This window comes from Actinoplanes auranticolor (genome assembly GCF_018332655.1).
GTDB classification, from domain to species: Bacteria; Actinomycetota; Actinomycetes; order Mycobacteriales; family Micromonosporaceae; genus Actinoplanes; species Actinoplanes auranticolor.
Genome location: NZ_BOQL01000024.1, coordinates 51,251 through 73,495 on the forward strand (window position 1 = coordinate 51,251; position 22,245 = coordinate 73,495).

Sequence of the window (22,245 nt, forward strand, 5' to 3'; positions counted from 1 at the left end):
CCTACTCCACTGTGGTCGGTCATGAGGCCACCCTTCGGTCGACGACGGCGGCCAGCGGGGCCGGCCCGCGCAGCAGTGCGGGCACCTGGTGCGGGGTCGTCGGCGGGCCGTACCGCAGCCCCTGGGCGCCGTCGACGCCCGTCCCGGCCAGCCGGGCCTGGACGCCCTCGTCGTCCACGCCGTGCACGGTCAGGGTGAGCCCGAGCGCGTGCGCGACCCGCGCCATCCCGGTCAGCAGGTCGCGGTCGGCGTCGGGCCCGGTGGCCGGGGACCGCAGCAGACCCGCCGGCGTCCGCAGGCCGTACAGCGGAAGCTCCCGCAGGTACGGCAGGCTGCTGTGCCCGGTGCCGAAGTCGTCCAGCTCGAGCCGGACGCCGAGCGCCGCCAGCGCGGTCAGCACGGTGTGGCTGTGCTCGCCGGCCGGCACGGCGTCCAGTCCGGACAGGTGCAGGTGCAGCCGCCGCGGCGGCAGGCCGCTGTCCGCGAGCGCCTCCCGCACCAGGTCGGCGATGTCGGGATAGCCGATCTGGTGCACCGGCAGCTCCAGGCCGATGAACGGGCCCTTGCGGCCGCCGTCCCAGGTCATCGCCTGCCGGCAGGCCTGCCGCAGGAAGGACCCGGCGAGCCGGGTGGTGGTGTCGCGGTCGCCGGTGAGCTGGCCGATCCGGGTGAGGTCGAGGGTGCCCAGGTGCGGGTGCCGCCAGGCCATCCGGGCGTGCAGCCCGGCGACCAGGCCGGTGCCCAGCCGTACCACCGGCTGGTAGGACGGCGGGCCGGTGACCAGACCGGAGACGCCGGTGGCGGTGCGGGACCGGCCGGGACCGGCGGGCAGCGGGTCGTACGCGGCCCAGCCGGTGGTGCCGGCCCGGGCCTGGCGCAGCGCGATCTCGGCGTCGAGCAGGACCCGGGTGACGTCGAGACCCGCGGTCGGCACGTCGACGACCCCGACCGCGGCGTGCAGCGGGGCGGTCAGCCCGGTCCCGGGCAGCGAGGCCGGCTCGGCCAGCTCCCGGGTGAGCCGCTCGGCCAGCTCGGCGAGATGGGCCAGGCCCCCGCTGTCCTGCACCAGCAGCGCGAAGGTGTGCGCGCTGTGCCGGGCCAGCAGGTAGTCCGGGTGCCGGGCGACCCGCTGCAGCCGGCGGGCCACCTCGGTGAGCACGTGGTCGGCGGCGTCGGCACCGAACTGCTCGCCCACCGCGACCAGGCCGCCCAGGTCGATGAGGCAGAGCCCGACGTGCCGGGCCGGGTCGTCGCCGTTCGCGGACTGCCGCAGGCGCTGCCCGAGACAGGCCTTGTTGGCCAGCCCGGTCACCGGGTCGTAGTAGGCGAGCCGGTGGTAGCGGGCCTCGCTGTGCTGCAGGGCGGACTGGAACTCGCGGGCGGCCCGCTGGGTGGCGCGGTGCAGCGACTCCTGCTGGGCCAGAGTGCGGGCCTGGACAGCGGCGGCGAATCCGGCGGCGAACGCGCCCGCGACCTGGCGGGCCGGGCGGGGCACGGAGTCGCCGTCGCTGAGGTGGTCGAGCAACAGCGTCATGCTGGCCGGCAACGCCTCGGGCCGGCTGACACCCAGGGCGACGACCTCCACCCCCACCTGGTAGGCCGCTTCGAGATCCGGCGGGCTCGCCTGGGTGGCGACGCGCAGGCAGTTCGCGTACGCCTCGAGTGTGCGGGTCGCGGCGTCCTCGGCGATCGGCAGGTAGACCCCCGCGGCCGCCGCGGCGGCGAACCACATGTCGCCCAGGCTCTGGCCGCGGGCGCCGGGGACCGGCTGCCGCGCCGGCTCCAGCGGGCCGGCGGCGGCCGGCAGCGGCGCGAGGGTACGGCGGGCGCTGAGCACCGTGCGGGCGGCCTGATCGAGGGCGGCATCCGTGTACTGCACCGCGGTCTCCAGGGCGGCGGCGACGATGCCGTCGGCGCGGTGGCGGGCGTCCTCGATCAGCCGGTCCGCGGGCGCGTCGGCCGGGGCCGGCTCGTCCTCCTCGGGCACCGGGTCGTAGCCGCACTCGGCGAGGATCTGGTTGAGCGCGGCGATCATCATCGCGTGGGTCAGCCCGCCCTCGTCCGGCGGGAACGGATCGTCGTGCGGCGTCATGACCGGCCTCCCTCGGGCTCGGGCCGGGGCCCGCTCCCGGAATCTGGCTGCGACCCGCCCGGCCCGGCCGCGGCGGACCGGCCCTCGCCGGGTGAACCCTCGCCGGACCGAGGCTCAGCCGGCTGCGGCTCGGCGACGGGTTCGGATGTGTGGCCGCGCTGCGCCGGCACCGCCTGCCACATCGCCACCGCCTGCTTGCGGCCCAGCTTCAGTGCCGTCCGGACCGCCTCCGGCGTCTTGCCCACCTGCCGGGCGATCTCCGTCGGGGTCAGGCCCTCGGCCGAGAGCTCCAGCGCCTCCCGCCGGGCCGGCGGCAGCTGGGCCAGCACGCCCGCGAACCACTCCTGCAGCTCGTAGGCCACCAGTTCGGGGTCGGCGCGGCCGGTGCCTAGCTCGCCGAGGTCGGCGACCAGCACCTCAAGGTCGCCGCGCCCGGCGCTGCGCCGCTGTTTCAGCCAGTGCGACCGGGCCGCGGTCCGCACCCAGGCGACCGGGTGGGTCAGCTCCGGCCAGCGGCGCAGCGCCTCCCGGATCGCCTCGGCAACGGCGTCCTGGGCCTCCCAGCGGTCGGCGCCCTCGCGCATCAGGCTGCGTACGAGGCCCGCCCAGTAGCGCCGGAAGAACTCCTCGATCTGCGCGGCGGGCGGCGGCTCCGGAATCAGCGGTGGCGCTGTCGCACTCTCCACGTCGGGCGTGTCGTGCGTGCCGTGCGCGTCGGGCACCGATGTCTCCGTTCGCCGTTGAACTCCCACCTAGTTAGGTCCGTGGGAGCCGGTCGGCGTGACATCGACGATCAAGATTCTTTTCAGCGGCGGGCGCGGGCCTCCCGCATCGCCGGGCAGAGCCGGACGGTGGCCGCGAGGTCGGTGCGCCCGTCAGCCGCGGCGGCCGCCACCCCGAGCCGGTAGGTGACCCGTTCGCGCGCGGTCATGGTGCCCCGACGATGTTCGAGCACCGGCACGGCGGCGAGCACCTCGGGCACGACAGCCGGGCCGGCGGCCCCGGCCAGGCGCAACGCGGTCAGTTCCCGGTCGAAGCGGCCGGCCGCGCCGGCGCCTCCGACGAGCTGTTCGACGACGGCGGGCGTACCGGCGAACCCGGCCCGCGAGCGCGGGCTGCCGGCGATGCTCCGCGGCCGGCCCAGCCGGTCGCGCAGCGCGGGCCCCAGCGGCAGGGCCCGCGGAAGATCATTCGGCGATCATCCGGATGATCGCGTTGCCGCCGAGCATGAGCACGTCGGCCCCGGCGACCAGGGCCATGGCCAGGTGCATCCGGCGGCTGGTCAGCTCGGGATCGGAGCCGGTCAGCCCGAGCCCGGCGATGACCAGGGCCAGCAGCACCAGCGGGATGCCGAAGATGAGCAGCACCCCGACCGAGCCGGGGGTCCGGCCCTGCACGACGAGCAGCGTGAGCATCACCGCCGGCCCGATGCCGAAGAAGAGCACGGCGAGCCCGCCGTACCACCGCAGCGACCGCGTCGCGTCCGTCACCATGCACCTCCGATGCGGGGGTCATGGTATCGAGTGCCGATCACCGTCCGGGCCGCCACCACGGCCGGTGGCCGCGGCGGGTCAGTGGGTGCGAGTGCGGAACATCGACCGGTATGCCTGCGGGGTCGTGTCCAGCCGGTGTCCGAAGTGGTGCCGCAGGGTCGCGGCGCTGCCGAAGCCGGCCCGGACCGCGATCGTGTCGACGCCCAGGTCGGACTCCTCCAGCAGCCGGCGGGCCAGCAGCACGCGCTGGCCGGTGAGCCAGTCGTGCGGGGTCGCGCCGGTCTCGGCCCGGAACTTGCGGGCGAAGGTGCGCGGTGCCATGTGGGCCTGCGCCGCCAGGGTGTCCACCGTGTGCGGCTGGTCCAGGGTCGCCAGTACGTGGGTGAGCAGGGGCTGCAACGTCTCGCAGTCGATCGGCTGCACCGGCGTCTCGATGAACTGGGCCTGGCCACCGTCGCGGTGCGGCGGCACGACCATCCGGCGGGCGAGCTGGGTCGCCACCGCCGAGCCCTGTTCCTCGCGGATCAGGTGCAGGCCGCAGTCGACCGCCGAGGCCGTGCCGGCGCTGGTGACGATGTTGCCGTCGGCCACGTACAGCACGTCCGGGTCGACCTTGGCCAGCGGGAAGCGGGCGGCCAGCGCGTCGGCGTGGCGCCAGTGGGTGGTGCAGCGGCGGTCGTCGAGCAACCCGGCCGCGCCGAGCGTGAACGCGCCGGTACAGACGCTCATCACCCAGGCGCCGCGGGCGTGGGCGCGGCGCAGTGCGTCGAGGACCGCGGCCGGCGGTTCCCGGTCGTTGGTGCCGGGCACGACCGCGACCAGGTCGGCCTGGTCGGCCGGGCCCAGGTCGTGGGCGGGCGAGATGGAGAAGCCGGCATGGGTACGGACCGGAGCGCCGTCGACGCTGCAGACGGCGAACTCGTAGCTCGGCAGTCCCTCGGCGGTGCGGTCGTAGCCGAACAGCTCACAGAGCACGCCGAGCTCGAAGACGGCCACGTCGGGAAGGGCGATCACAGCGACACTGCGCAACATGCGGACAGCCTACGGCGCACTGGCAGGATTTTGAAGATGTATGGCATCCCTGCCACTGTCCGGGACTCCGGCGCGGGTCCATGCTGGTAACAAGCAACCCGGTGCGCACCGGCAAACGAACCGCCGGAACAAGGGTGTGAACGTCATGGGAATCGCCATCCTCCTCTTCTTCGTCGCCATCGCCATCGCCTCGGGCGCCGGGCTCACCTTCGACAGCCGGGACAGCGGCGACTGGAAGCCCACCACCGACGGTGTGCGTACGCCGGACAGATTTTGAAACTCGGCAGTGACGGCACCGGCCCGCCCGCGGGATGACCGCGGAACGGGCCGGTAGCCGTTCGGTGCTCAGACGTCAGTTCTTCTTCTCGGCGCCCTGCTCCTCGGCGCCCTGCTCCTCAGCGCCCTGCTGCTCCTCGGCACCGGCTTCGTCCCCGGCACCGGCCTCCTCGCCGGCACCCGCGTCACCGGCGGCCTCGCCCGCGGCGGCCTTGGCGGCGGAGAGGTCCAGGCAGGCGACCAGCAGAGCCGCACGAGCGTCCGTGACAGCGGCGTCGAGCTCCTCGGCGCCGGCACCCTCCTCGGCAGCGCCCTCTTCGGCAGCGCCTTCCTCAGCGGCGGCGCCCTTCTTCTTGCCGGCTGCCTTCTCCTCGCCCATGCCCTTGGCGTACTTCTTGGCCACGGCCTTCTTGGCCTTCTTGGACATCTCGGCCGGAGCGGCCTCGTCCCCGGCGGCGCCCTCTTCGGCAGCGTCGTCCTCGGCGGCGCCGGCGGCTTCGGAATCGGCCGCGGCCTGATCGATCGCGAACTGGTCGCATGAATCCTCGAGCGCCTGCGCCGATGCGGCGGCCGCCTCGGCGGCACCGATCTCTTCCTCCGGCGCCAATGGTTCGCCGTCACAGACAACGGCGCCCACGTTGATTTCCAGCTTCTCGCAGCCGGCGACGTCGAAGTCCTGGCCGTCGACCACCACGATCTCCGACGCCTGCGCCTGCTCGCCCGCCGAGGCCAGCTGCAGTCCGGTGACACCGCCCACCACCAGCACGCCAGCGATGACCGCGCCGCCGATCGCCTTACGGTTGATCCCGGTCCTGCCGGTTCCGATGCGTCGTCGCTGTCGCAGTCTCATCAGCACTCCTCGTCGTCGGACATCAATGTCGTTCCGGCAGCAAGTACGCGACCGCACCGCGATCGGGTTCAGATCTTCGGCGAATTCAGCCGGTTCAAAATATCGGCGACTTTTTTCGGCACAATCTGCGCACGCGTCCGGCGTCACACCCGCGATACGCCGATCCGCGATTAGCCGGGCCCCGAACGGTGAATGCTCAGACCATGGCGACGAAGACCGTGTTCGTACTGTTCGGGGCCACCGGCGACCTGGCGAAGCGGATGGTGCTGCCCGCCTTCTACACCCTGGCCATCGAGGGGCTGCTGCCCGCCGACTGGGTGCTGGTGGGCAACGGGCGCGGCGACGTCGCCCACGAGGACTTCCGCAAGCACGTGCACGACGTGCTGGTCGAGTTCGGACCGCACCCGGACAAGGGCCCGTGGCGCGAGTTCGAGCGGCGGCTGCTCTTCGCCGGCGGCGGCTTCTCCACCGACTCCCCCGGCAGCCTGCTCGACGTGATCGACGGCGCCCGCAGGAAGCTGGGCCCGAAGGCGGAGCTCGTGCACTACCTGGCCGTGCCGCCGCAGACCTTCCCCGAGCTGACCCGGGCGCTCGGCCGGCACGGCCTGGCCGAGGGGGCTCGGGTGGTCTACGAGAAGCCGTTCGGCACCTCGCCGCGCGACTTCCGGTCGCTCAACCGGACCGTGCACAGCGTGCTGGACGAGTCGCAGGTCTACCGGATCGACCACTTCCTCGGCAAGGAGGCCACGCAGAACCTGCACGTGCTGCGCTTCGCCAACGAGCTGTTCGCGGCGATGTGGAACCGCGAGCACATCGAGAGCGTGCAGATCGACGTGCCGGAGGACCTCGGGGTGGACGACCGGGCCGGCTTCTACGACGCGACCGGCGCCGTGCTCGACATGCTCGTCACCCACCTGTTCCAGGTCGCCGCCGAGGTCGCCATGGAGCCGCCGGCCAGTCTCGCCGCCGGCGACCTGCAGTCCGCCCGGGAACGGGTGATCCGCTCGTTCCGGCCGCTGGACCCGGCCGAGGTGGTGCTGGGCCAGTTCGACGGCTACCGCGACATCGAGGGCATCGATCGCCGGTCGAAGACCGACACCTTCGTCGCCGCCAAGCTGTGGATCGACAACGCGCGCTGGAAGGGCGTGCCGTTCCTGCTGCGCACCGGCAAGCGGATGGCCGCGAGCGAGCAGCGGGTCACCATCGTGCTGCGGACCCCCGACCGGCCGCTGCCGGGGCTGCCGGCCCAGGCGAACGCGCTGACCTTCGCGCTGTCCGGTGACGGGCAGATCGAGCTGCGGCTGCTGGCCAAGAAGCCGGGCACCGAGCTGCGGGTCGAGCCGGCGACCATCAAGCTGCCGCTGGCCGAGCTGCCGGACGCCGAGCCGCTGCCGCCGTACGTGCGGCTGATCCACGACGTGCTGCTCGGCGACCGGTCATTGTTCACCCGGCCCGACGGACTGTCGGCGGCGTGGCGGGCGGTGCAGCCGGTCCTGGACACGCCGCCCCGGCTGGCGAAGTACCCGCAGGGCTCGTGGGGACCGCCGGCGGCCAAGAAGCTGGCGGCGCCGTACCGGTGGCTGTCAGGTCAGTGAGGCCGCCGAGCGGAGGTCGAGCGCCACGAGGATCGCGCCGCCGACCCGGTTGATCACCCGCCGGGCCCGGTCGGTGCGCAGCAAGCGCGCACCGGCCGACGAGACGGCGACCCAGGCGCCGAGCCAGCGGACGATGAACAGCGCGTGCGCGGTGACCAGGACGATCATCGGCGCCCGCACCGGGCGCTCTGGCACCGGGAACTGCGGCGCGAGGGTCAGGTAGACGGCGGCGACCTTCGGATTGAGCACGTTGCCGAGCAGCGCCTGGCTGTACGGGTGGCGCAGGCCGACGCGCCGCGGCCGGGGCGGCGGTTCCCGGCGGCGGACCGTCGCGCACGGCTCAGATCACGACGCGGTAGTGGGTGGTGAGCCGGCCGGTGTCGTCGTGGACGTGGAAGGCCACGCCGGGCGGCTGGCTGCGGGTGGCGAGCGGGCTCGGGCCCTTCCAGGGCATCCGCAGCGTGGAGATGACCCCGGGCACCACCAGCAACGGCCGGCCCGCGAAGGTGCTCACCGCCGCGGTGTGCGCGTGTCCGGTCAGCACGGCGACGACCTGCGGATGGGCTGCGATCAGGGCGGCCAGCGGCTCGGCGCCGAACAGGCGGATCGAGTCGGGCGACAGCGCGGTCGTGCTGCCGCTAGAGTCCTGCGGCGGCGGGCCGTAGCGCAGAGGTCGTCGCGCCGCACTGCGGATGCGGAGGACGCCGGTTCGATTCCGGCCGGTCCGCCACCTGCGGCAGGCGGGCGGGCGACGGGAGAGATCGGCGTGGAGCGGCGACGGGAACGCCTGCGGTACCGGCGCGAGCTGAACCTCTGCGCGCCGCCCGCGATGATCGCCGCGGCCACCGAGCGGCGGCTCGCCGGCGACTGGCGGGGAGCCTGCGCGGCCGCGCTCGTCGACGTGGATCTCGACCTGCGGAAGGTGGCCTCGGCCTACGGCGCCGGGCACGCCGAGCGGATCGAGGCCGAGCTCCTCGGCTTCGCCCCCGAACTGCTGCGCCGGTTCCTGCCCCGCTCGGAGGGCCGGCTGGTGCCGCGGGCCGCCGTGGTGCTGTCCCGCTTCGACGAGCCCTGCCGCGGCGCCCGGGAGGGCTCCCGCCGGCACGGCCCGGTGCTGGTCGCCACCCAGCCGCAGAGCTGGCAGGTCGTCCGGCAGGGCCTCACCCTGCAGGTGCTGCACAAGCTGCCCACCCACTTCCACGACATGCCGGAGTGGACCTGGCGCGCCGACGCCGTCGCCGACCGGCGCTGGGTGTACGGCGCCGGCCCGGACCGCCTGCCGTGGCACTTCGCCGACGGGTCGCCGTACCCCCAGGGCACCGTGACGCCCCCGGAGCAGGCGGCGGACCGCACGGGTGAGATCGAGCGGATCGCCGCGGCGCTGGTCGCCGGGCGGCCGGTCGAGGCCTTCGAGGTCGCGGGCTTCGAGGTCGACACGACCCCGACCCGCCACTACGGCCCGGAGCTGCCCAAGCTGCTGGCCCGGATGGGCCGGGCCCTGCCGGTCGCCCGGGCCGAGCTGCTCCGGCTGACCCGCCGGTACGAGCAGGAGCGCTTCCGGGCGCAATGGGGCCTCGTCGGCATCTCGCGGTTCACCGTGCGCCGGCAGGACTACTCCCGCGCCGACTCCGGTCCCTGGATGTTCGACGTGCCCGCCCCGGCCGAGGTGAGCCTGCTGCGCTTCGGTGACCTCGGCCCGGACGAGCTGCATCCGCTGGTGCACGAGGCGCTGTTCCCCGATCGCGTCCAGCAGTGGCGGGCGCAGGTCCCGCACGTGCCGGAGCTGATCCAGGTCCGCTGCGGCACCGAGTGGCACACGGTCGTCGCCACCGGCGGGCACCTGCGCACCCCGCACCACGGCGACGCCGCTCCGGACGAGCCCATGCACGGCTGCGCGGCCGCGGTCCGGGGCTGGCGCACCGGCGTCCGGCCGATGCCCAAGGACGTCCGCCGGGACCGGCAGGCGCTCTTCGCCCTGGCCCTGCACGGCGACACCGACGGGCTGCTCGCGCGGCTGGCGGACGGTCTCGACCCCGGCCTGCGCGGCCCGGGCGGCGGCACGCTGCTGCACTGGCTCGCCCACCTGGACCACGCCCGGCTGCTGCCGGTGCTGCTGGGCGCGGGGCTGTCGCTCGAGGACCGCGACCACGAGGGGCGTACGGCGCTGCACGCCGCGGCCGAGTCGTGCGCCGAGGCCACGATGGCGGCGCTGATCGCCGCGGGTGCCGACCCGGATTCCCGTGACCAGCAGGGACGGATCCCGGCGCGGGTGCTGGCCGAGGTACGCGGCCCGTAGCGGCGGTTGGTTATGCTTCCGCGCGGCGAGGCCGTAGCGCAGAGGTCGACGCACCCGCCTCTCAAGCGGGGGGACGCCGGTTCGATTCCGGTCGGTCTCGCCCCCGGCCACAGGAGGGCGCAGTGTCGGTCGACCGTACGGAGCTGGCCGTGTGCCTGTCCGTGCTCTCGCGGCTCGGCGACCCGGGGCTGGACGACGCCACCCGGCTGGAGCTGGAACGCGCCGTCACCGCCGCCGCCCGCGATGTGAAGCGCCGCGCCAAGGCTCGCCGCGTCGGGGAGACCCGGGCCGCGGACCGGGCGGTGCTGGCGGCGGCCACCCGCTTCCACACCGAGATCCCGCCGGTGCTGCCCAGCCCCTCCCCGGCCGCGCCCACCCCCGCCGGCACCCTGCGGCGTGAGCGCCGGTGCTACGTCTGCAAGTCGGCGTACCGGGCGGTCGACGCCGACTATCACCTGCTCTGCCCGCCGTGCGCGGAGGAGAACAGGGTCCGCCGGCACGCCCGCTGCGACCTGTCCGGGCGTACCGCGATCGTCACCGGCGGGCGGGTCAAGATCGGCTTCCACACCGCGCTGAAGCTGCTGCGCGACGGCGCCGAGGTCGTCGTCACCACCCGCTTCCCCCGCGACGCCGCCCGCCGGTACGCCGCCGTGCCCGACTTCGCGTCCTGGGGCCACCGGCTGTCGGTGCACGAGCTGGACCTGCTGGACCTGAACGCCACCCTGGAGTTCGTCGCGCTGGCCGGGCGGCGCTTCGCCGGGCTGGACATCCTGGTCAACAACGCCGCGCAGACGCTGTACCGGCCGGAGGCGTACCACGGTGAGGTGCGCGAGGCCGAGACCGCGGCCCTGTCCGGACCGGCCGCCCGCATCGCGATCACCGCCGGCGACCCGAGCGTGCCGGTGGCCACGGGCGACCCGCTGTTCCCGGCCGGGCACCGTGACGAGACCGGCCAGCAGCTGGACCTGCGCGCGGTCAACTCCTGGGTGCTGCACGACGGTGACGTCAGCCCGCACGAGTGGCTGCAGGTGCACGTCGTGAACGCGTTCGCGCCGTTCCTGCTGACCTCGCGGCTGCGCCCGCTGCTGGCCGCCGCCCGGCAGCCGCAGCGGCACGTCGTGCAGGTGTCGGCGATGGAGGGCAGCTTCTCGCGGCGGGGCAAGACCGTGCGGCACCCGCACACCAACATGGCCAAGGCGTCGCTGAACATGCTGGTCCGCACGGTGGCCGCAGATTACGTGCGGGACGGCATCCACATGAACAGCGTGGACACCGGCTGGGTCACCGACGAGCGCCCGCACCCGGCCAAGGTGACCGTGCGGGAGGCCGGCTTCCGTCCCCCGCTGGACGTCGTGGACGGCGCCGCCCGGGTCTACGACCCGATCGTGCGCGGGGTGCGCGGCACCCCGGTGAGCGGCCAGTTCCTCAAGGACTACCGGAGTGTGCCCTGGTGAGCGACGCGACCCCGGTGCGCTGCCCGGCCATCACGGACCCGGGCACCGGCCTGGCCGATCCCGGGGACTTCACTCCCCTGCTCGCCCGGCTCGCCGACACCGCGGCGGTCGCACAGCCGGAGGAGTTCCCGCGCGGGACGGTCCAGCCCGACGGCCGGCTCGACCTCTGCAAGCAGGGCCTCGGCCCGGCGCAGACAGCCCGGATCCTCGCGGCGGCCGTCGGCTCGCCGCTGGTACGCCACCTGCTGCTCGGCACCAACGGCCTCGGTCCCGACGGCGCCCGCGCGGTCGCCGGCGCTCTGCGGCCCGGCCACCACGTCGAGACGCTCTACCTCGGCTGCAACCTGATCGACCCGGACGGCGTGGACGCGATCGCCACCCGGCTGGCTCAGGACGACACCGTGCGGGCGCTCTGGCTCAAGCGGAACCCGGTCGGTGACGAGGGCGTGGCCCGGCTGGCCGCGGCACTGACCACCAACACCACGATCCGTACGCTCGACCTGGTCAACGTCGGCATGACCGGCCGCGGCCTGCGAGTGCTGGCCGCCGCCCTCGCCGCCCGCCCCGCCCGGTTGCAGCGGCTCTACCTGGGCGGCAACGGCTTCGGGCCGGACGTCGTCCCGGCGCTCGGCACGCTGATCCACGAGGCCGGGGTGCACGAGATCTACCTGGCCGCGAATCACCTCGGTGACGCCGGGGCGGCGGCGCTGGCCGAGCTCGCGGACGGGGTGGCGCTGACCCTCGGGCTGGGCGGCAACGGCCTGAGCCCGGCCGGGACGGCGGCGCTGGCCCGGCACCTGGGCGCCTGGACGGCGCTCGACCTGGCCCGGCCGCCGTCGGAACGCTCGCTGGGCGCGCACGGCAACGTGGTCGGCGACGAGGGCGCGTACGCGCTGGCCGACGCCCTCGCCGGGGCCCGGTTGCAGCGGCTGGACCTGCGGCGGACGGAGATCGGCGGGCGTGGCGCCCGGCGGCTGGTGGCGGCGGTGCAGGGGCATCCGACGCTGGCGTACCTGGGGCTCAACGGCGGGGTGCCGCGCCGGCAGCGGCGTAAGGCGGCGGAGCTGCTCGCGGGGCAGCCGGCGCCGGTGCCGCACGCCGACGTCCGGGCCATCGCGAGCGTCTACCGGTAGTCCGGACGTGGAATAACCGGCCTCCCCCTGCGTTCTACCCGCTGGATCCACTGGGAGGACTGAGACATGAAGACCGGTATCCACCCCACCTACGGTTACGTCGTCTACCGCGACCGCAGCGCCGACTACTCGTTCCTGACCCGGTCCACGGCGACCAGCGACAAGACGGTCGAGTGGAGCGACGGGAAGACCTACCCGGTGCTCGACGTCGACATCTCCAGCGGCAGCCACCCGTTCTGGACCGGCAAGCAGCGGCTGCTCGACACCGCCGGCCGGGTCGAGAAGTTCCGCGCCAAGTACGCCCGGGCCCGCGGCGGCAAGTAGCACGTCACCGGATACCGGCGGCACCCCTCACCGGGTGGCCGCCGGTTCTGCGTCTCCGGCCCGGTACGCCTGCCTGATCTCGGCCAGCTGCCGCTGCTCGGCGGCGTAGTCCCGCGGGCGGGGCTCGTCCGGGTTGGGATCGAGGATCACCTCGCTCGCGCCCAGCTCGGCCAGCGCCTGCACGTCCCCCACGACCTGGTCCAGCGTGCCGACCCCGGCCGGACGCCCGGGTCCGGCCGGTTCGGCCTGCAGCCGCGCCTTCACCCGGACGACCAGCTCCGGCACCGGCCGGTCCTGCTCGGCCGCCTCCTGGCGCAACGCCGGCAGCCCCTTGTCCCGCAGCCAGTCCAGGTCGGGGTTGATGGGATGCCAGGCGCTGCCCGAGCGGACCGCGCGCCGGACGGCCCGGCGCGACGCTCCGCCGACCCAGACCGGCACCCGGCCCTCCGGCGGCCGCGGCCCGGTCTGCACCCCCTCGTATCCGGGCCCGTCCACCCGGGCCGCGGCCCACGCGCCCGTGATGATCTCCAGGTACTCGTCGGTGACCGGGCCGCGCCGGGTGTGGTCGGCGCCCAGCGCGGCGAACTCGGTGGCCGACCAGCCGGCCCCGACGCCGAGCACGAACCGGCCGCCGCTCATCAGGTGCAGCATCGCGCTCATCCGGGCGGTGTGCAGCGGATGCCGGTACGGCAGCAGCACCACCGAGGTGCCCAGCCGCACGGTCGAGGTCTGCCCGGCCAGCCAGGCGAGCAGCACGAACGGGTCGTGGAACGGCTCGGGATAGATCGCGGCGACCTCCGGGGTGAGCACCACATGGTCGGAGACCACCAGGGTGTCGAAGCCGCCGTCCTCGGCGAAGCGGGCCCAGCCGAGCAGCGCGTCGTAGCTGGATTCGGGCCCGAAGTTGGGCACGTTCACGCCGAACCGGATCATCGGGCGACCGCCTGCTCGTAGATCCGGAAGGGGGCGGCGGCGTCGGCGTCGGTGTGCCCGGGGCGGGCGATGCCGGGCAGGACCGCCGTGACGGCGTCGATGAGCCGGGCCGTGGTCGCCGCGTCGCCGTCGATCGCCGCCGGGACCAGGGACTTGTCCGCGGCGTACACGATCTCGCCGATCCCGGCCGCCGCGGCGACCAGCCGGCAGATCGCGCACGGCTCGCAGCTGGAGTAGACGACGGCGCCGGACAGGTCGGCCGTGCCGAGCCGGCGGGTGGCGTCGCGGACGGCGACGACCTCGCCGTGCCCGGACGGGTCGTGGTCGTCCACGACGGTGTTGGCGCCGCCGCCGAGCACGACGCCGCCGCGCACGACGAGCGCGGCGAAGGGCAGCCGGCCGGTGGCCGCCTGGTGCAGAGCCAGTTCGACGGTACGGGCCAGCGCCGCCCCCTCGTCGAGCGGAACGCCGATCAGCGCATTGACATCAACGGTGGTCATCCGATGAGACTAGAAGTTGACATCGGTGTGAGGGGCAAGGGAGTTGTGATGCGGATCGGTGAGCTGTCGGCCCGGACCGGCGCGAGCACCCGTTCGATCCGCTACTACGAGGAGCAGGGTCTGCTGACGTCGGTGCGCTCGGGCAGCGGTCAGCGCACGTACCCGGAGGCCGCGGTCGAGCGGGTGCTGCTGATCCGGCGGCTCTTCGACGCGGGCATCGGCAGCCGTACGATGTCCGACCTGCTGCCCTGCCTGAGCGATCCGGCGATCCGGACGCCGTGGCTCACCGACCGGCTGCGCGCCGAGCGGGAACGGATCGTCGCCGAGATCACCGAGCTGACCGCGACGGTGGCCGCGCTCGATGCCGTCATCGGCGATCTGGCGATGCCGGGAACACCACCTCGGTGATGGTCGCCGTGCCGGTCGTCGCGCCCCGCTCGTGCATGGCGATCCGGTCGCCGGGCTCGAGGTGATGCCAGCGTACGGCGGTCAGCGGCGCCAGCCGGACCGGACCGGCGCCGCCCGGCGGCAGCTCCTGGGCGTACTCGACCCAGATCAGGGCGACGGCGAGGTCCGGCGCACCGGCGGGCGTGACCAGACCGAGGTCCCAGAGGGGCCGCACCCGGGCGTCACCCGGGATCGCCGTGCTCCGGGTGCCGGGGATCAGCCGCAGCTCGGCCCGGATGACGCCGTGCAGCACCTCGCGACGCCGCCACGCGCACCAGGCGGCGCTGCGGGCCAGCCCCATCAGGTGCGCGGCCTCCTCGAGGATCTGGAAGTAGGACGTGGTCGCCGGATGGTCGTCGCCCCGGTCGAGCAGCACGTCCAGGGCGAGCTCCCACTCGTGGTCGGCCAGGTACCCGTCGAGGTCGGCCCGGGGCAGCCCGGCGGGCAGCTCGCCGGCCGCCTGGCGCAGGAGTCCGGGCACATCCACGTCAGCGATTGTGCCCGGGAGACGATCGCCTCCGGTGACCGGACAACCGGGTGGTCCTCCGCGCCCGTCTGAGAGGTGATGACCCGACGGAGGGCGGCACGATGCGGGACGGTTCGCAAGCGGAGTACGTCGACTACGTCACGGCGCGGATACCAACGCTGCGGCGGCTGGCGTTCCTGCTGGCCGGCGACGAGCACCGCGCCGACGACCTGGTGCAACAGACCATCACCACGCTGTACGTGAAATGGCAGCGGGCGTCCGCCGCGACGCACCTGGACGGCTACGTGCGCACCATGCTGGTCCGCACGTTCGTCGACGAGCGGCGGCTGGCTTGGGCCCGGGTCCGGCTGCTGCGCGAGCCACCGGAACCGCTGCCGGTGACCGGGTCCGGCGGCATCGAGGAACGCCAGGTCGTCCGGGTCGCCCTGGCCCGGCTGCCCCGCCGGCAGCAGGCCGTGCTGGTGCTGCGCTTCTTCTACGACCTGCCGGTCGACGAGGTGGCCGCGATCCTCGGCTGCTCCACCGGCACCGTCAAGAGCCACACCTCCCGGGGACTCACCACCCTGCGACGCCTGCTCGGCGAGCGGGAACTGACGGGCTTTTCCACCCAGGAACTGAGGAGCCGATGATGCCGTCCGACTTCGATCTGCTGCGGTCTCTCGACGACGAACCGCGTACCCCGTCCACCGTGGACATCGACCGCGCGATCGCCGACGGGCGCCGCCGGCACCGCACCCGCCGGGCGGCGGGCTACACCGGCGCTGCGGCGGTGACCGCGCTCGCCGTCGCCGGCGCGTCGGTCGCGGCCGGATCGACGACCGGAACCCCGCCGACCGTGGCCGCCCCGACCTCGGCTTCGGCTTCGGCTTCGGCTTCGGCTTCGGCTTCGATGAAGCCCAAGGCGCTGTACACGATTCCGGGGGCGGCCGGCTGGACCGCCCCTCCGGCCACGCCGCCGACGAGCTGCACGCTGCACCGGCTGCCCGTGCCCGACGGGGCACCGATGGCCCTGGTCTCCGGGGCCGATCCCACCGGGCGTTACCTCGTCGGCCGCTCGTACCCCGAGGCCGGCGGCTACCAGGCGGTCATCTGGCACGACGGCCGGGCCCGCAAGGTGATGCTGCCGGGCGACCTGGAGGAGTCCCTGCGCGACGTCAACTCGTCGGGCACCGCGGTGGGGTGGAGCTACGCCGGCAGCGGCCCGGTGCCGTACGCCTACCGCGACGGCAAGGTGACCAAGCTGGCGGGGGTCCGGCGCGGATCGGCGCTGGCGATCAACGAGGCCGGCGCCATCGTGGGCGACGACGACACCGGCAACGCCGCGCTGATGTGGCGGTCGGCGACCGCCGAGGCGGTCCGCCTGCCGGTGCCCGCCGGCACGTCGCGGGCCCAGGCGACGGACATCGACGAGGACGGCACCGCGGTCGGCACCCTCGACAACGAACGGCCGTACGTCTGGTTCCCGGACGGCACCCACCGCGAGCTGCCGATGCCGGACTTCGGCGGGAAGCCGGCCGCCACCGCCCGGGCCTTCAGCATCCGCAACGGCTGGGCGACGGGGGTGGCCACCGACGGCGGCGGCCGCGACGGGAGCAAGCCCTACCCGAAGACCACTGGCGCGGGCGGGAAGACGGCGCCGGACCGCATGACGGCTGTCCGCTGGAACGTCCGCACCGGTGAGGTGCGGCTGATCGACGGCCTGGACATCGGCGCCAACACGGCGAACGCCCACGGCTGGCAGGTCGGCACGGACAAGCAGGGCCGCGCGGTGCTCGTAGCCGACGGGAAGACGGTGGTGCTGCCGGATCTGGCCGCGCACGAGCCGGGCGGCCTGGCCAACATCCCGAACACCCTGAGCGACGACGGCCGCACCATCGGCGGCCAGTCGGACGACGCGACCGGCACGATCCAGGCTGTGGTGTGGCGCTGCCGGTGACCCAGGCATGGTGCAGAGTGCTGGCATGACCGACGACGATCTCCTGGCCCACGCGCGGGGCATCATCGCCAGCAACCGCTACCTCGTGCTCGGCACGACCGGGCCGGACGGGCATCCGTGGACCTCGCCGGTCTACTTCGCCCCGTCCGGTGACCGGGACTTCCTCTGGGTGTCCGAGCGGGACGCCGTCCACTCCGGCCACCTCGCCGGGCATCCGCGGGTGAGCATGGTCGTCTTCGATTCCACCGTCGCGCCCTATCACGGCCGGGCCGTGTACGCGGTCGGGGAGGCGCGCGAGGTGTCCGGTGCGGATCTCGATCACGCGTTGCGCAGCTATCCCCGGCCCGATGGCGACGGTGCCGCACCGGTGACCCGGGAGGACGTGACCGCGCCTTCGGCGTACCGCCTCTACCGGGCGACGGTGTCGGACCTGTGGGTGCTGTGCCCCCGGGAGCCCCGGGAGCCGTGCCCGCGGCACGGCCTGGCCAGGGACCACCGGGCCCGGGTCACGGTGCGGTGAGCCGGCGGTCCGTGTCGGCGATCCGGGCCACGGTGCGGTCCAGCAGGTCGAGCACGTCCTCCCGGGTCCGGTAGGGCCGGTCGTTCCAGGTGGTCAGGTCGCGGACCCGGGCGACGCGCACCGGCGGCGCGGAGAGCGGTCCGACCGGGTCGGCGCCCGGGGTGCCGCCGCCGAGCAGGGTGCACCAGAGCGCATCCACGGCGGGATAGGCGTGCTCGGGCCGGGGACTCTGCTGCCAGGCCGCGTGCACCACGGCACCGACCAGGCAGGCCTCGACGACCCGGGTGCGGTCCAGGCGGCCGGGGAGGACCGACGACATGGTCCGGCGGCGTCCGGCGGGCGTCCGCATGACGTACCAGGTGTGCTGGGTCCAGCCGCGCCGGACCACCGCGCGGGCAGCGGTCAGCACGGCCAGGGCGTCCTGGTGGCGGTGGCTGCCGGGGGCCGGATGCGGTGCCGGGGCGGGCGCCGCGGGTGATCGGGAGGACAGCGCCTCGATCGCGGCGCCGAGCCAGGCCGGCCGGCCCCGCGGCCGGCGGCGGGTGACCGCTTCGTTCATGTCCGCCTCCGGGTGCGAGCAGCGTGACCCCGGCCGATTCTCCCCCGCCCGGGCGCGGCCGGGAAAGACGACCTGTGTGCCATCCCGTACGGGCGCTGCGAAGCTGAATGACGTGACCCTCTTCTCCACGCCGCCCACCATCGTCGCCGGTGCCCTCGCCGCCGGCCCGCAGCCCGTCCTGTCCGCCCCTGGTGACCTGCTGCTCCGGCCCTGGAAGGCGATCGACGCCGGGGTCTTCCTCGACGCCTACAGTGACCCGGAGATCCGGCGCTGGCACACCCGCCGGCCCTCGTCGCCGGACCAGGTCCACGAGTGGTTCGCGCAGTACGGCGAGGACTGGGCGCAGGAGCGGGGCGCGCACTGGGCGGTGACCCGTGCCGGTGGTGTCGTGCTGGGACGTATCGCCCTGCGCGGCTTCGACTTCGCCGACGGTGTGGCCGAGTGCGCGTACTGGGTCCTGCCGGCCGCCCGGGGCGCCAGGGTGGCCTCCCGGGCGCTCACCGCCGCGAGTGACTGGGCTCTCGGCCCGGCCGGGTTCCACCGCCTGGAGCTGGACCACTCGACCGGCAACCGGGCGTCCTGCCGGGTCGCCACCGGGTCCGGCTTCCGGCTGGAGGGCACCAGGCGCAGCGCCGCCGTGCACGACGACGGCCGGCACGACATGCACCTGCACGCTCGCGTGCGGGGCGATTGATCGCAAACGGGAACTGCCCGGCGGATGGCGGTCCGCCGGGCAGTTCACGTGTCACCGCTAGCGGGACCGTCTCGTGACCAGGCGCTGCAGCACGATGAACGCGAACAGCAGGATGCCCACCACGATCCGGGTCCACCAGGAGCTGAGCGTGCCCTGGAAGGTGATGATGGTCTGGATCAGGCCCAGCACCAGCACACCCAGCACGGTGCCGAACAGGTAGCCCGAGCCGCCGGTCAGGATCACGCCGCCGATCACCACGGCGGCGATCGCGTCGAGCTCCATGCCCTGGGCGTGCAGGCTGTACCCGGACAGCATGTAGAAGCTGAGCAGCACACCGCCCAGCGCCGACAGGAAGCCGCTGATTGTGTAGACCGCGATCCGGGTCCGGCCCACCGGCAGACCCATCAGCAGGGCCGAGTCCGCGTTGCCGCCGATCGCGTAGACGGTGCGGCCGAACCGCGTGTACGCCAGCACGAACGCCCCGGCCAGCACCACCACGAGGGCGATCACCACGCTGGTGGAGATGAAGATGCCCGGCCCGAACCGGATCCGCTCCTGGGCCATCGAGGTCCAGAACGGGTCGGTGATCGGGATGGAGTTGCGGTTGATCAGCAGGGACAGCCCGCGGGCCAGGAACATGCCGGCCAGCGTGGCGATGAACGGCTCCACCTTGAAGTAGTGGATGACCGCGCCCATGCCCAGTCCCAGCGTCGTGCCGATCAGCAGCACCAGCGGCAGCACCAGCGCCGCGGGCCAGCCGTCGTTGAGCAGCGTCGCGGCGACCACGGTGGTCAGGGCGACCACCGCGCCCACCGACAGGTCGATGCCGCCGGTGAGGATCACGAACGTCATACCGGCCGCGACGACCAGCAGGAAGGCGTTGTCGACGAAGACGTTGAGCAGGACCTGGGTGTCGGAGAAGTTGTCGTAGTTGGCGACGCCGAGGCCGTACATCAGAGCGAGCAGGGCCAGGGTGGCCAGCACCGGGATGTGCCGCCGGTCGGCCCGGCGCCGCTTGTGCGGCGCGGTCACGGTGACCGCCGGCTGGGGCGGAGCCTTCACGTCGGTCATGCGGGCACCTCGGCTGCGGGAGTGACGGCGGGGGTACGCCGGCGGCGGAACACCGCGGCGCGGAAGGCGGCGGACTGGCTCAGACACAGAATGACGACCACGACGGCTTTGAACAACAGGGTCGTCTCGGCCGGCACGCCGATGGTGTACGTCGTGATGTCCAGCGCCGAGATCAGCACCGCGCCGAGCACGCTGCCGGCGATCGAGAAGCGGCCGCCGGTCAGGGCCGTACCGCCGATCACGACCGCGAGGATGGCGTCCAGCTCGATGAGGTTGCCGGCCGCGTTGCTGTCGGCGCTGGCCACGTTGGAGCTGAAAATCAGACCCGCGATGCCGGCGCAGACCGCGGCGAACACGTACGCCCCGATCGTCAGGCCGCGGGCCCGGATGCCGGCCAGCCGGCTGGCGGTCGGGCTGGCGCCCACGGCCTCCACCAGTACGCCCAGCGCCGAACGGCGGATGAGCAGCACGGCGGCGGCCACCACGACCGCCACGATGATCACCGAGACCGGGATGGCCAGCGCGTAGCCGGCGCCGATCACCCGGAACGGCGGTGAGGACACGTTGATGATCTGGCCGCCGGTCAGCAGCTGGGCGATGCCCCGCCCGGCCACCATCAGGATCAGCGTGGCGATGATGGGCTGGATGCCGATCACCGAGACCAGCACGCCGTTCCAGAGCCCGGCCACGAGCGCCAGGACCAGGGCCAGGCCGACGGCCAGCAGCACGCCTCCGACGCTGCCCTGATTGCTCAGGTCACCGATGAACAGACAGGCCACGGCGCCGGAGATGGCCATCACCGAACCGACCGACAGGTCGATGCCGCCGGTGGCGATGACCATGGTCATCCCGAGGGCGACCAGCGCCAGCGGGGTGGCCGAGCGCAGCACGTCGATCAGCGAGCCGTACAGGTGGCCGTCCTGCAGGGTGATCGTGAAGAAGCGCGGGGCGAAGAAGACGTTGCTGACGAGCAGCAGGACGAGCACGACGGCGGGCCAGAAGAGCCGGTGCTTGACGATGGCGGTCACGGGTTGGCTCCACTCGCGATGGCCTGCATGACGCGGTCGGCATCAACGCCGCCGCCGGTGTTGTCGAGTTCCCCGACCAGGTGCCGCTCGCGCAGCACCTCGATCTTGTGGCTGAGCCGCAGCACCTCCTCGAGCTCGGCGCTGACGAACAGCACGGCCATCCCGCCGTCGGCCAGCTCGACCAGCAGCCGCTGGATCTCGGCCTTGGCGCCGACGTCGATGCCGCGGGTCGGCTCGTCCACGATGAGCAGCCGTGGCTCGGTGATGAGCCAGCGGGCCAGCAGCACCTTCTGCTGGTTGCCGCCGCTGAGGTTGCGCACGGCCACGTCCGGGTCGGCCGGGCGGATGCCCAGGGTCTTGATGTAGCGCTCGACCAGCTCGTCCTGCTTGCGCCGCGGGATCGGCCGGGACCAGCCCCGGGACGCCTGCAGCGCGAGCACGATGTTCTCCCGCACGCTGAGCTCGCCCACGACGCCCTCGGTGCGGCGGTTCTCCGAGGAGAACGCGATGCCGTGGTTCATCGCCACCCGCGGGGTCCGCAGGGTGACCGGCTTGCCGTCGATCTTGATGGTGCCCTGGTCGGGGCGGTCCGCGCCGAACAGCAGCCGGGCCAGCTCGGTCCGCCCGGAGCCCAGCAGCCCGGCCAGCCCGACGATCTCCCCGCCGTGGATGGCCAGGTCGAACGGCTCGATGGCACCCGCCCGGCCCAGCTCGTGGGCCTCGACGACGGGTTCGCGGGGCGCGTCGGCGGCGACCTCGCGCGGCTCCTCCTCGAGGCGCTCCAGCACCGTCAGTTCCTTGCCGATCATCTTGGTGACCAGCTGCATCTGGGTCAGCTCGGCGGTGGCGTACTCACCGATCAGCGTGCCGTTGCGCAGCACGGTCATCCGGTCGGCCACGGCGTAGACCTGGTCCAGGAAGTGCGAGATGAACAGGATGGCCACGCCGTCCCGCTTGAGCCGGCGCATCACCTCGAACAGCCGTTCCACCTCGGAGGCGTCCAGGCTGGAGGTGGGCTCGTCCAGGATGAGCACCTTGGCCGAGACGTCGATCGCCCGGGCGATCGCCACCATCTGCTGGATCGCCAGCGAGTACGTGCTCAGCGGCGCGGCCACGTCCAGGTGCAGGTCCAGCCCGGCCAGCAGAGCGGTCGAGCGGCGGCGCATCTCCGACCAGCGGATCTTGCCGAACCGCCGGGGCTCCCGGCCGATGAAGATGTTCTCCGCCACCGAGAGGTTCGCGCAGAGGTTCACCTCCTGGTAGACCGTGCTGATGCCGGCCTGCTGGGCCTGCAGCGGCCCGCCGAAGCGCACCGGGTCACCGTTGAGCCGGATGTCGCCGGCGTCGATGTCGTACACCCCGGTCAGGACCTTGATCAGGGTCGATTTGCCGGCGCCGTTCTCACCCATCAGGGCGTGGACCTCGCCCGGACGCAGGGAGAAGTCGACGCCGTCGAGCGCGACCACGCCCGGGAAGGCCTTGCGGATGCCGGTCATCTGCAGGATCGGCGGGTCACCCATCGTTT

General features: G+C 73.7%; 26 protein-coding genes and 2 tRNA genes. 13 read left to right on the top strand and 15 right to left on the bottom strand.

The window, feature by feature from the left end:
* Positions 1-19 precede the first annotated feature (19 nt).
* From Aau02nite_RS14630 to Aau02nite_RS14650, 5 genes are all read right to left on the bottom strand, one after another.
* The gene (locus tag Aau02nite_RS14630) at positions 20-2,092 is read right to left on the bottom strand and encodes a bifunctional diguanylate cyclase/phosphodiesterase (protein WP_212988958.1); all 2,073 of its coding nucleotides are present in this window, start codon (positions 2,090-2,092) and stop codon (positions 20-22) included.
* Positions 2,089-2,814 carry an RNA polymerase sigma factor gene (locus tag Aau02nite_RS14635; RefSeq protein WP_212988959.1) on the bottom strand — a complete coding sequence of 242 codons (726 nt, stop codon included), beginning with the start codon at positions 2,812-2,814 and terminating at the stop codon, positions 2,089-2,091. Before Aau02nite_RS14635 ends, Aau02nite_RS14630 begins: the two co-directional genes overlap by 4 nt.
* Before the next feature lie 83 nt (positions 2,815-2,897).
* Positions 2,898-3,107, bottom strand: coding sequence for a hypothetical protein (locus Aau02nite_RS14640; RefSeq protein WP_212988960.1), 210 nt, complete (start codon positions 3,105-3,107; stop codon positions 2,898-2,900).
* A 172-nt stretch (positions 3,108-3,279) separates the two neighbouring features.
* Positions 3,280-3,585, bottom strand: coding sequence for a hypothetical protein (locus tag Aau02nite_RS14645; protein ID WP_212988961.1), 306 nt, complete (start codon positions 3,583-3,585; stop codon positions 3,280-3,282).
* A gap of 78 nt (positions 3,586-3,663) precedes the next feature.
* Positions 3,664-4,617, bottom strand: a complete 954-nt coding sequence (locus Aau02nite_RS14650; RefSeq protein ID WP_212988962.1) for a GlxA family transcriptional regulator — start codon at positions 4,615-4,617, stop codon at positions 3,664-3,666.
* 145 nt (positions 4,618-4,762) lie between these two features.
* Here Aau02nite_RS14650 and Aau02nite_RS47365 point away from each other — a divergent pair, with 145 nt between their 5' ends.
* Positions 4,763-4,894, top strand: coding sequence for a hypothetical protein (locus tag Aau02nite_RS47365; RefSeq protein WP_281420987.1), 132 nt, complete (start codon positions 4,763-4,765; stop codon positions 4,892-4,894).
* Positions 4,895-4,969: 75 nt separating this feature from the next.
* On the opposite strand, the gene Aau02nite_RS14655 is transcribed toward Aau02nite_RS47365, so the two are convergent.
* The gene (locus Aau02nite_RS14655; protein ID WP_212988963.1) at positions 4,970-5,743 is read right to left on the bottom strand and encodes a hypothetical protein; all 774 of its coding nucleotides are present in this window, start codon (positions 5,741-5,743) and stop codon (positions 4,970-4,972) included.
* A 203-nt stretch (positions 5,744-5,946) separates the two neighbouring features.
* Between Aau02nite_RS14655 and zwf the strand changes: the two genes are divergently transcribed.
* Positions 5,947-7,338, top strand: a complete 1,392-nt coding sequence (zwf, locus tag Aau02nite_RS14660) for a glucose-6-phosphate dehydrogenase (RefSeq protein ID WP_212988964.1) — start codon at positions 5,947-5,949, stop codon at positions 7,336-7,338.
* Here the strand turns inward: zwf and Aau02nite_RS14665 are convergent.
* On the bottom strand, positions 7,327-7,623 hold the full coding sequence (locus Aau02nite_RS14665; RefSeq protein WP_212989069.1) for a LysE family translocator: 297 nt from the start codon (positions 7,621-7,623) through the stop codon (positions 7,327-7,329). The genes zwf and Aau02nite_RS14665 overlap by 12 nt on opposite strands.
* 55 nt (positions 7,624-7,678) lie before the next feature.
* The gene (locus Aau02nite_RS14670) at positions 7,679-7,882 is read right to left on the bottom strand and encodes a hypothetical protein (RefSeq protein WP_246595150.1); all 204 of its coding nucleotides are present in this window, start codon (positions 7,880-7,882) and stop codon (positions 7,679-7,681) included.
* A 112-nt stretch (positions 7,883-7,994) separates the two neighbouring features.
* Between Aau02nite_RS14670 and Aau02nite_RS14675 the strand changes: the two genes are divergently transcribed.
* The 6 genes from Aau02nite_RS14675 (at position 7,995) to Aau02nite_RS14700 (ending at position 12,545) form a co-directional block, all read left to right on the top strand.
* Positions 7,995-8,068 (top strand) — tRNA-Arg (locus Aau02nite_RS14675).
* A gap of 36 nt (positions 8,069-8,104) precedes the next feature.
* The gene (locus tag Aau02nite_RS14680) at positions 8,105-9,634 is read left to right on the top strand and encodes an ankyrin repeat domain-containing protein (protein ID WP_212988965.1); all 1,530 of its coding nucleotides are present in this window, start codon (positions 8,105-8,107) and stop codon (positions 9,632-9,634) included.
* Between the two features lie 27 nt (positions 9,635-9,661).
* Positions 9,662-9,734, top strand: a tRNA-Glu gene (locus Aau02nite_RS14685).
* 22 nt (positions 9,735-9,756) lie between these two features.
* A complete protein-coding gene (locus tag Aau02nite_RS14690; RefSeq protein WP_212988966.1) occupies positions 9,757-11,088 on the top strand; it encodes an SDR family NAD(P)-dependent oxidoreductase in 1,332 nt (443 codons plus the stop codon).
* The gene (locus tag Aau02nite_RS14695; protein WP_246595151.1) at positions 11,085-12,221 is read left to right on the top strand and encodes a leucine-rich repeat domain-containing protein; all 1,137 of its coding nucleotides are present in this window, start codon (positions 11,085-11,087) and stop codon (positions 12,219-12,221) included. The genes Aau02nite_RS14690 and Aau02nite_RS14695 overlap by 4 nt, the downstream gene beginning before the upstream one ends.
* A 66-nt stretch (positions 12,222-12,287) precedes the next feature.
* Entirely contained in the window at positions 12,288-12,545 is a 258-nt protein-coding gene (locus Aau02nite_RS14700) for a type B 50S ribosomal protein L31 (protein WP_212988967.1), read from the top strand.
* A 27-nt stretch (positions 12,546-12,572) separates the two neighbouring features.
* Here Aau02nite_RS14700 and Aau02nite_RS14705 read toward each other — a convergent pair whose 3' ends face one another.
* Positions 12,573-13,478, bottom strand: coding sequence for a TIGR03619 family F420-dependent LLM class oxidoreductase (locus Aau02nite_RS14705; RefSeq protein ID WP_212988968.1), 906 nt, complete (start codon positions 13,476-13,478; stop codon positions 12,573-12,575).
* Positions 13,475-13,978 (bottom strand): deaminase, encoded by a 504-nt coding sequence (locus tag Aau02nite_RS14710; RefSeq protein ID WP_212988969.1) that lies wholly within the window; start codon positions 13,976-13,978, stop codon positions 13,475-13,477. Before Aau02nite_RS14710 ends, Aau02nite_RS14705 begins: the two co-directional genes overlap by 4 nt.
* A 48-nt stretch (positions 13,979-14,026) precedes the next feature.
* Here Aau02nite_RS14710 and Aau02nite_RS14715 point away from each other — a divergent pair, with 48 nt between their 5' ends.
* On the top strand, positions 14,027-14,386 hold the full coding sequence (locus Aau02nite_RS14715; protein ID WP_212988970.1) for a MerR family transcriptional regulator: 360 nt from the start codon (positions 14,027-14,029) through the stop codon (positions 14,384-14,386).
* Here the strand turns inward: Aau02nite_RS14715 and Aau02nite_RS14720 are convergent.
* On the bottom strand, positions 14,346-14,912 hold the full coding sequence (locus Aau02nite_RS14720) for a hypothetical protein (RefSeq protein ID WP_212988971.1): 567 nt from the start codon (positions 14,910-14,912) through the stop codon (positions 14,346-14,348). The two genes, Aau02nite_RS14715 and Aau02nite_RS14720, sit on opposite strands and share 41 nt — an antisense overlap.
* Positions 14,913-15,013: 101 nt before the next feature.
* Between Aau02nite_RS14720 and Aau02nite_RS14725 the strand changes: the two genes are divergently transcribed.
* The 3 genes from Aau02nite_RS14725 to Aau02nite_RS14735 are packed head-to-tail and all read left to right on the top strand — an operon-like array spanning position 15,014 to position 17,368.
* Positions 15,014-15,541 carry a SigE family RNA polymerase sigma factor gene (locus Aau02nite_RS14725; RefSeq protein ID WP_212988972.1) on the top strand — a complete coding sequence of 176 codons (528 nt, stop codon included), beginning with the start codon at positions 15,014-15,016 and terminating at the stop codon, positions 15,539-15,541.
* Positions 15,541-16,848: a hypothetical protein gene (locus Aau02nite_RS14730; protein WP_212988973.1), complete on the top strand. Its 1,308-nt coding sequence runs from the start codon at positions 15,541-15,543 to the stop codon at positions 16,846-16,848. Before Aau02nite_RS14725 ends, Aau02nite_RS14730 begins: the two co-directional genes overlap by 1 nt.
* A 25-nt stretch (positions 16,849-16,873) precedes the next feature.
* Positions 16,874-17,368, top strand: coding sequence for a pyridoxamine 5'-phosphate oxidase family protein (locus Aau02nite_RS14735; protein ID WP_212988974.1), 495 nt, complete (start codon positions 16,874-16,876; stop codon positions 17,366-17,368).
* Here the strand turns inward: Aau02nite_RS14735 and Aau02nite_RS14740 are convergent.
* The gene (locus tag Aau02nite_RS14740; RefSeq protein ID WP_212988975.1) at positions 17,355-17,927 is read right to left on the bottom strand and encodes a DUF6197 family protein; all 573 of its coding nucleotides are present in this window, start codon (positions 17,925-17,927) and stop codon (positions 17,355-17,357) included. The genes Aau02nite_RS14735 and Aau02nite_RS14740 overlap by 14 nt on opposite strands.
* A gap of 112 nt (positions 17,928-18,039) precedes the next feature.
* Here Aau02nite_RS14740 and Aau02nite_RS14745 point away from each other — a divergent pair, with 112 nt between their 5' ends.
* Complete coding sequence (locus tag Aau02nite_RS14745) at positions 18,040-18,621, top strand: GNAT family N-acetyltransferase (RefSeq protein WP_246595152.1); 582 nt, start codon at positions 18,040-18,042, stop codon at positions 18,619-18,621.
* Between the two features lie 57 nt (positions 18,622-18,678).
* Here the strand turns inward: Aau02nite_RS14745 and yjfF are convergent, their stop codons facing one another.
* Genes yjfF through Aau02nite_RS14760 form a run of 3 tightly spaced genes read right to left on the bottom strand, consistent with a single transcriptional unit; the run spans position 18,679 to position 22,240 of the window.
* Positions 18,679-19,692: a galactofuranose ABC transporter, permease protein YjfF gene (gene yjfF, locus Aau02nite_RS14750; RefSeq protein WP_212988977.1), complete on the bottom strand. Its 1,014-nt coding sequence runs from the start codon at positions 19,690-19,692 to the stop codon at positions 18,679-18,681.
* Positions 19,689-20,720 carry an ABC transporter permease gene (locus Aau02nite_RS14755; RefSeq protein WP_212988978.1) on the bottom strand — a complete coding sequence of 344 codons (1,032 nt, stop codon included), beginning with the start codon at positions 20,718-20,720 and terminating at the stop codon, positions 19,689-19,691. The genes yjfF and Aau02nite_RS14755 overlap by 4 nt, the downstream gene beginning before the upstream one ends.
* Complete coding sequence (locus Aau02nite_RS14760) at positions 20,717-22,240, bottom strand: sugar ABC transporter ATP-binding protein (protein ID WP_212988979.1); 1,524 nt, start codon at positions 22,238-22,240, stop codon at positions 20,717-20,719. Before Aau02nite_RS14760 ends, Aau02nite_RS14755 begins: the two co-directional genes overlap by 4 nt.
* Between the last annotated feature and the right edge of the window lie 5 nt (positions 22,241-22,245).

Coding starts and splice junctions, on each gene's coding strand:
- Aau02nite_RS14630 (WP_212988958.1), bottom strand. CDS start 2,092: ATGACGCCGCACGACGATCCGTTCCCGCCGGACGAGGGCGGGCTGACC.
- Aau02nite_RS14645 (WP_212988961.1), bottom strand. CDS start 3,585: ATGGTGACGGACGCGACGCGGTCGCTGCGGTGGTACGGCGGGCTCGCC.
- Aau02nite_RS14650 (WP_212988962.1), bottom strand. CDS start 4,617: ATGTTGCGCAGTGTCGCTGTGATCGCCCTTCCCGACGTGGCCGTCTTC.
- Aau02nite_RS47365 (WP_281420987.1), top strand. CDS start 4,763: ATGGGAATCGCCATCCTCCTCTTCTTCGTCGCCATCGCCATCGCCTCG.
- Aau02nite_RS14655 (WP_212988963.1), bottom strand. CDS start 5,743: ATGAGACTGCGACAGCGACGACGCATCGGAACCGGCAGGACCGGGATC.
- zwf (WP_212988964.1), top strand. CDS start 5,947: ATGGCGACGAAGACCGTGTTCGTACTGTTCGGGGCCACCGGCGACCTG.
- Aau02nite_RS14700 (WP_212988967.1), top strand. CDS start 12,288: ATGAAGACCGGTATCCACCCCACCTACGGTTACGTCGTCTACCGCGAC.
- Aau02nite_RS14705 (WP_212988968.1), bottom strand. CDS start 13,478: ATGATCCGGTTCGGCGTGAACGTGCCCAACTTCGGGCCCGAATCCAGC.
- Aau02nite_RS14710 (WP_212988969.1), bottom strand. CDS start 13,978: ATGACCACCGTTGATGTCAATGCGCTGATCGGCGTTCCGCTCGACGAG.
- Aau02nite_RS14715 (WP_212988970.1), top strand. CDS start 14,027: ATGCGGATCGGTGAGCTGTCGGCCCGGACCGGCGCGAGCACCCGTTCG.
- Aau02nite_RS14725 (WP_212988972.1), top strand. CDS start 15,014: ATGCGGGACGGTTCGCAAGCGGAGTACGTCGACTACGTCACGGCGCGG.
- Aau02nite_RS14730 (WP_212988973.1), top strand. CDS start 15,541: ATGCCGTCCGACTTCGATCTGCTGCGGTCTCTCGACGACGAACCGCGT.
- Aau02nite_RS14735 (WP_212988974.1), top strand. CDS start 16,874: ATGACCGACGACGATCTCCTGGCCCACGCGCGGGGCATCATCGCCAGC.
- Aau02nite_RS14740 (WP_212988975.1), bottom strand. CDS start 17,927: ATGAACGAAGCGGTCACCCGCCGCCGGCCGCGGGGCCGGCCGGCCTGG.
- yjfF (WP_212988977.1), bottom strand. CDS start 19,692: ATGACCGACGTGAAGGCTCCGCCCCAGCCGGCGGTCACCGTGACCGCG.
- Aau02nite_RS14760 (WP_212988979.1), bottom strand. CDS start 22,240: ATGGGTGACCCGCCGATCCTGCAGATGACCGGCATCCGCAAGGCCTTC.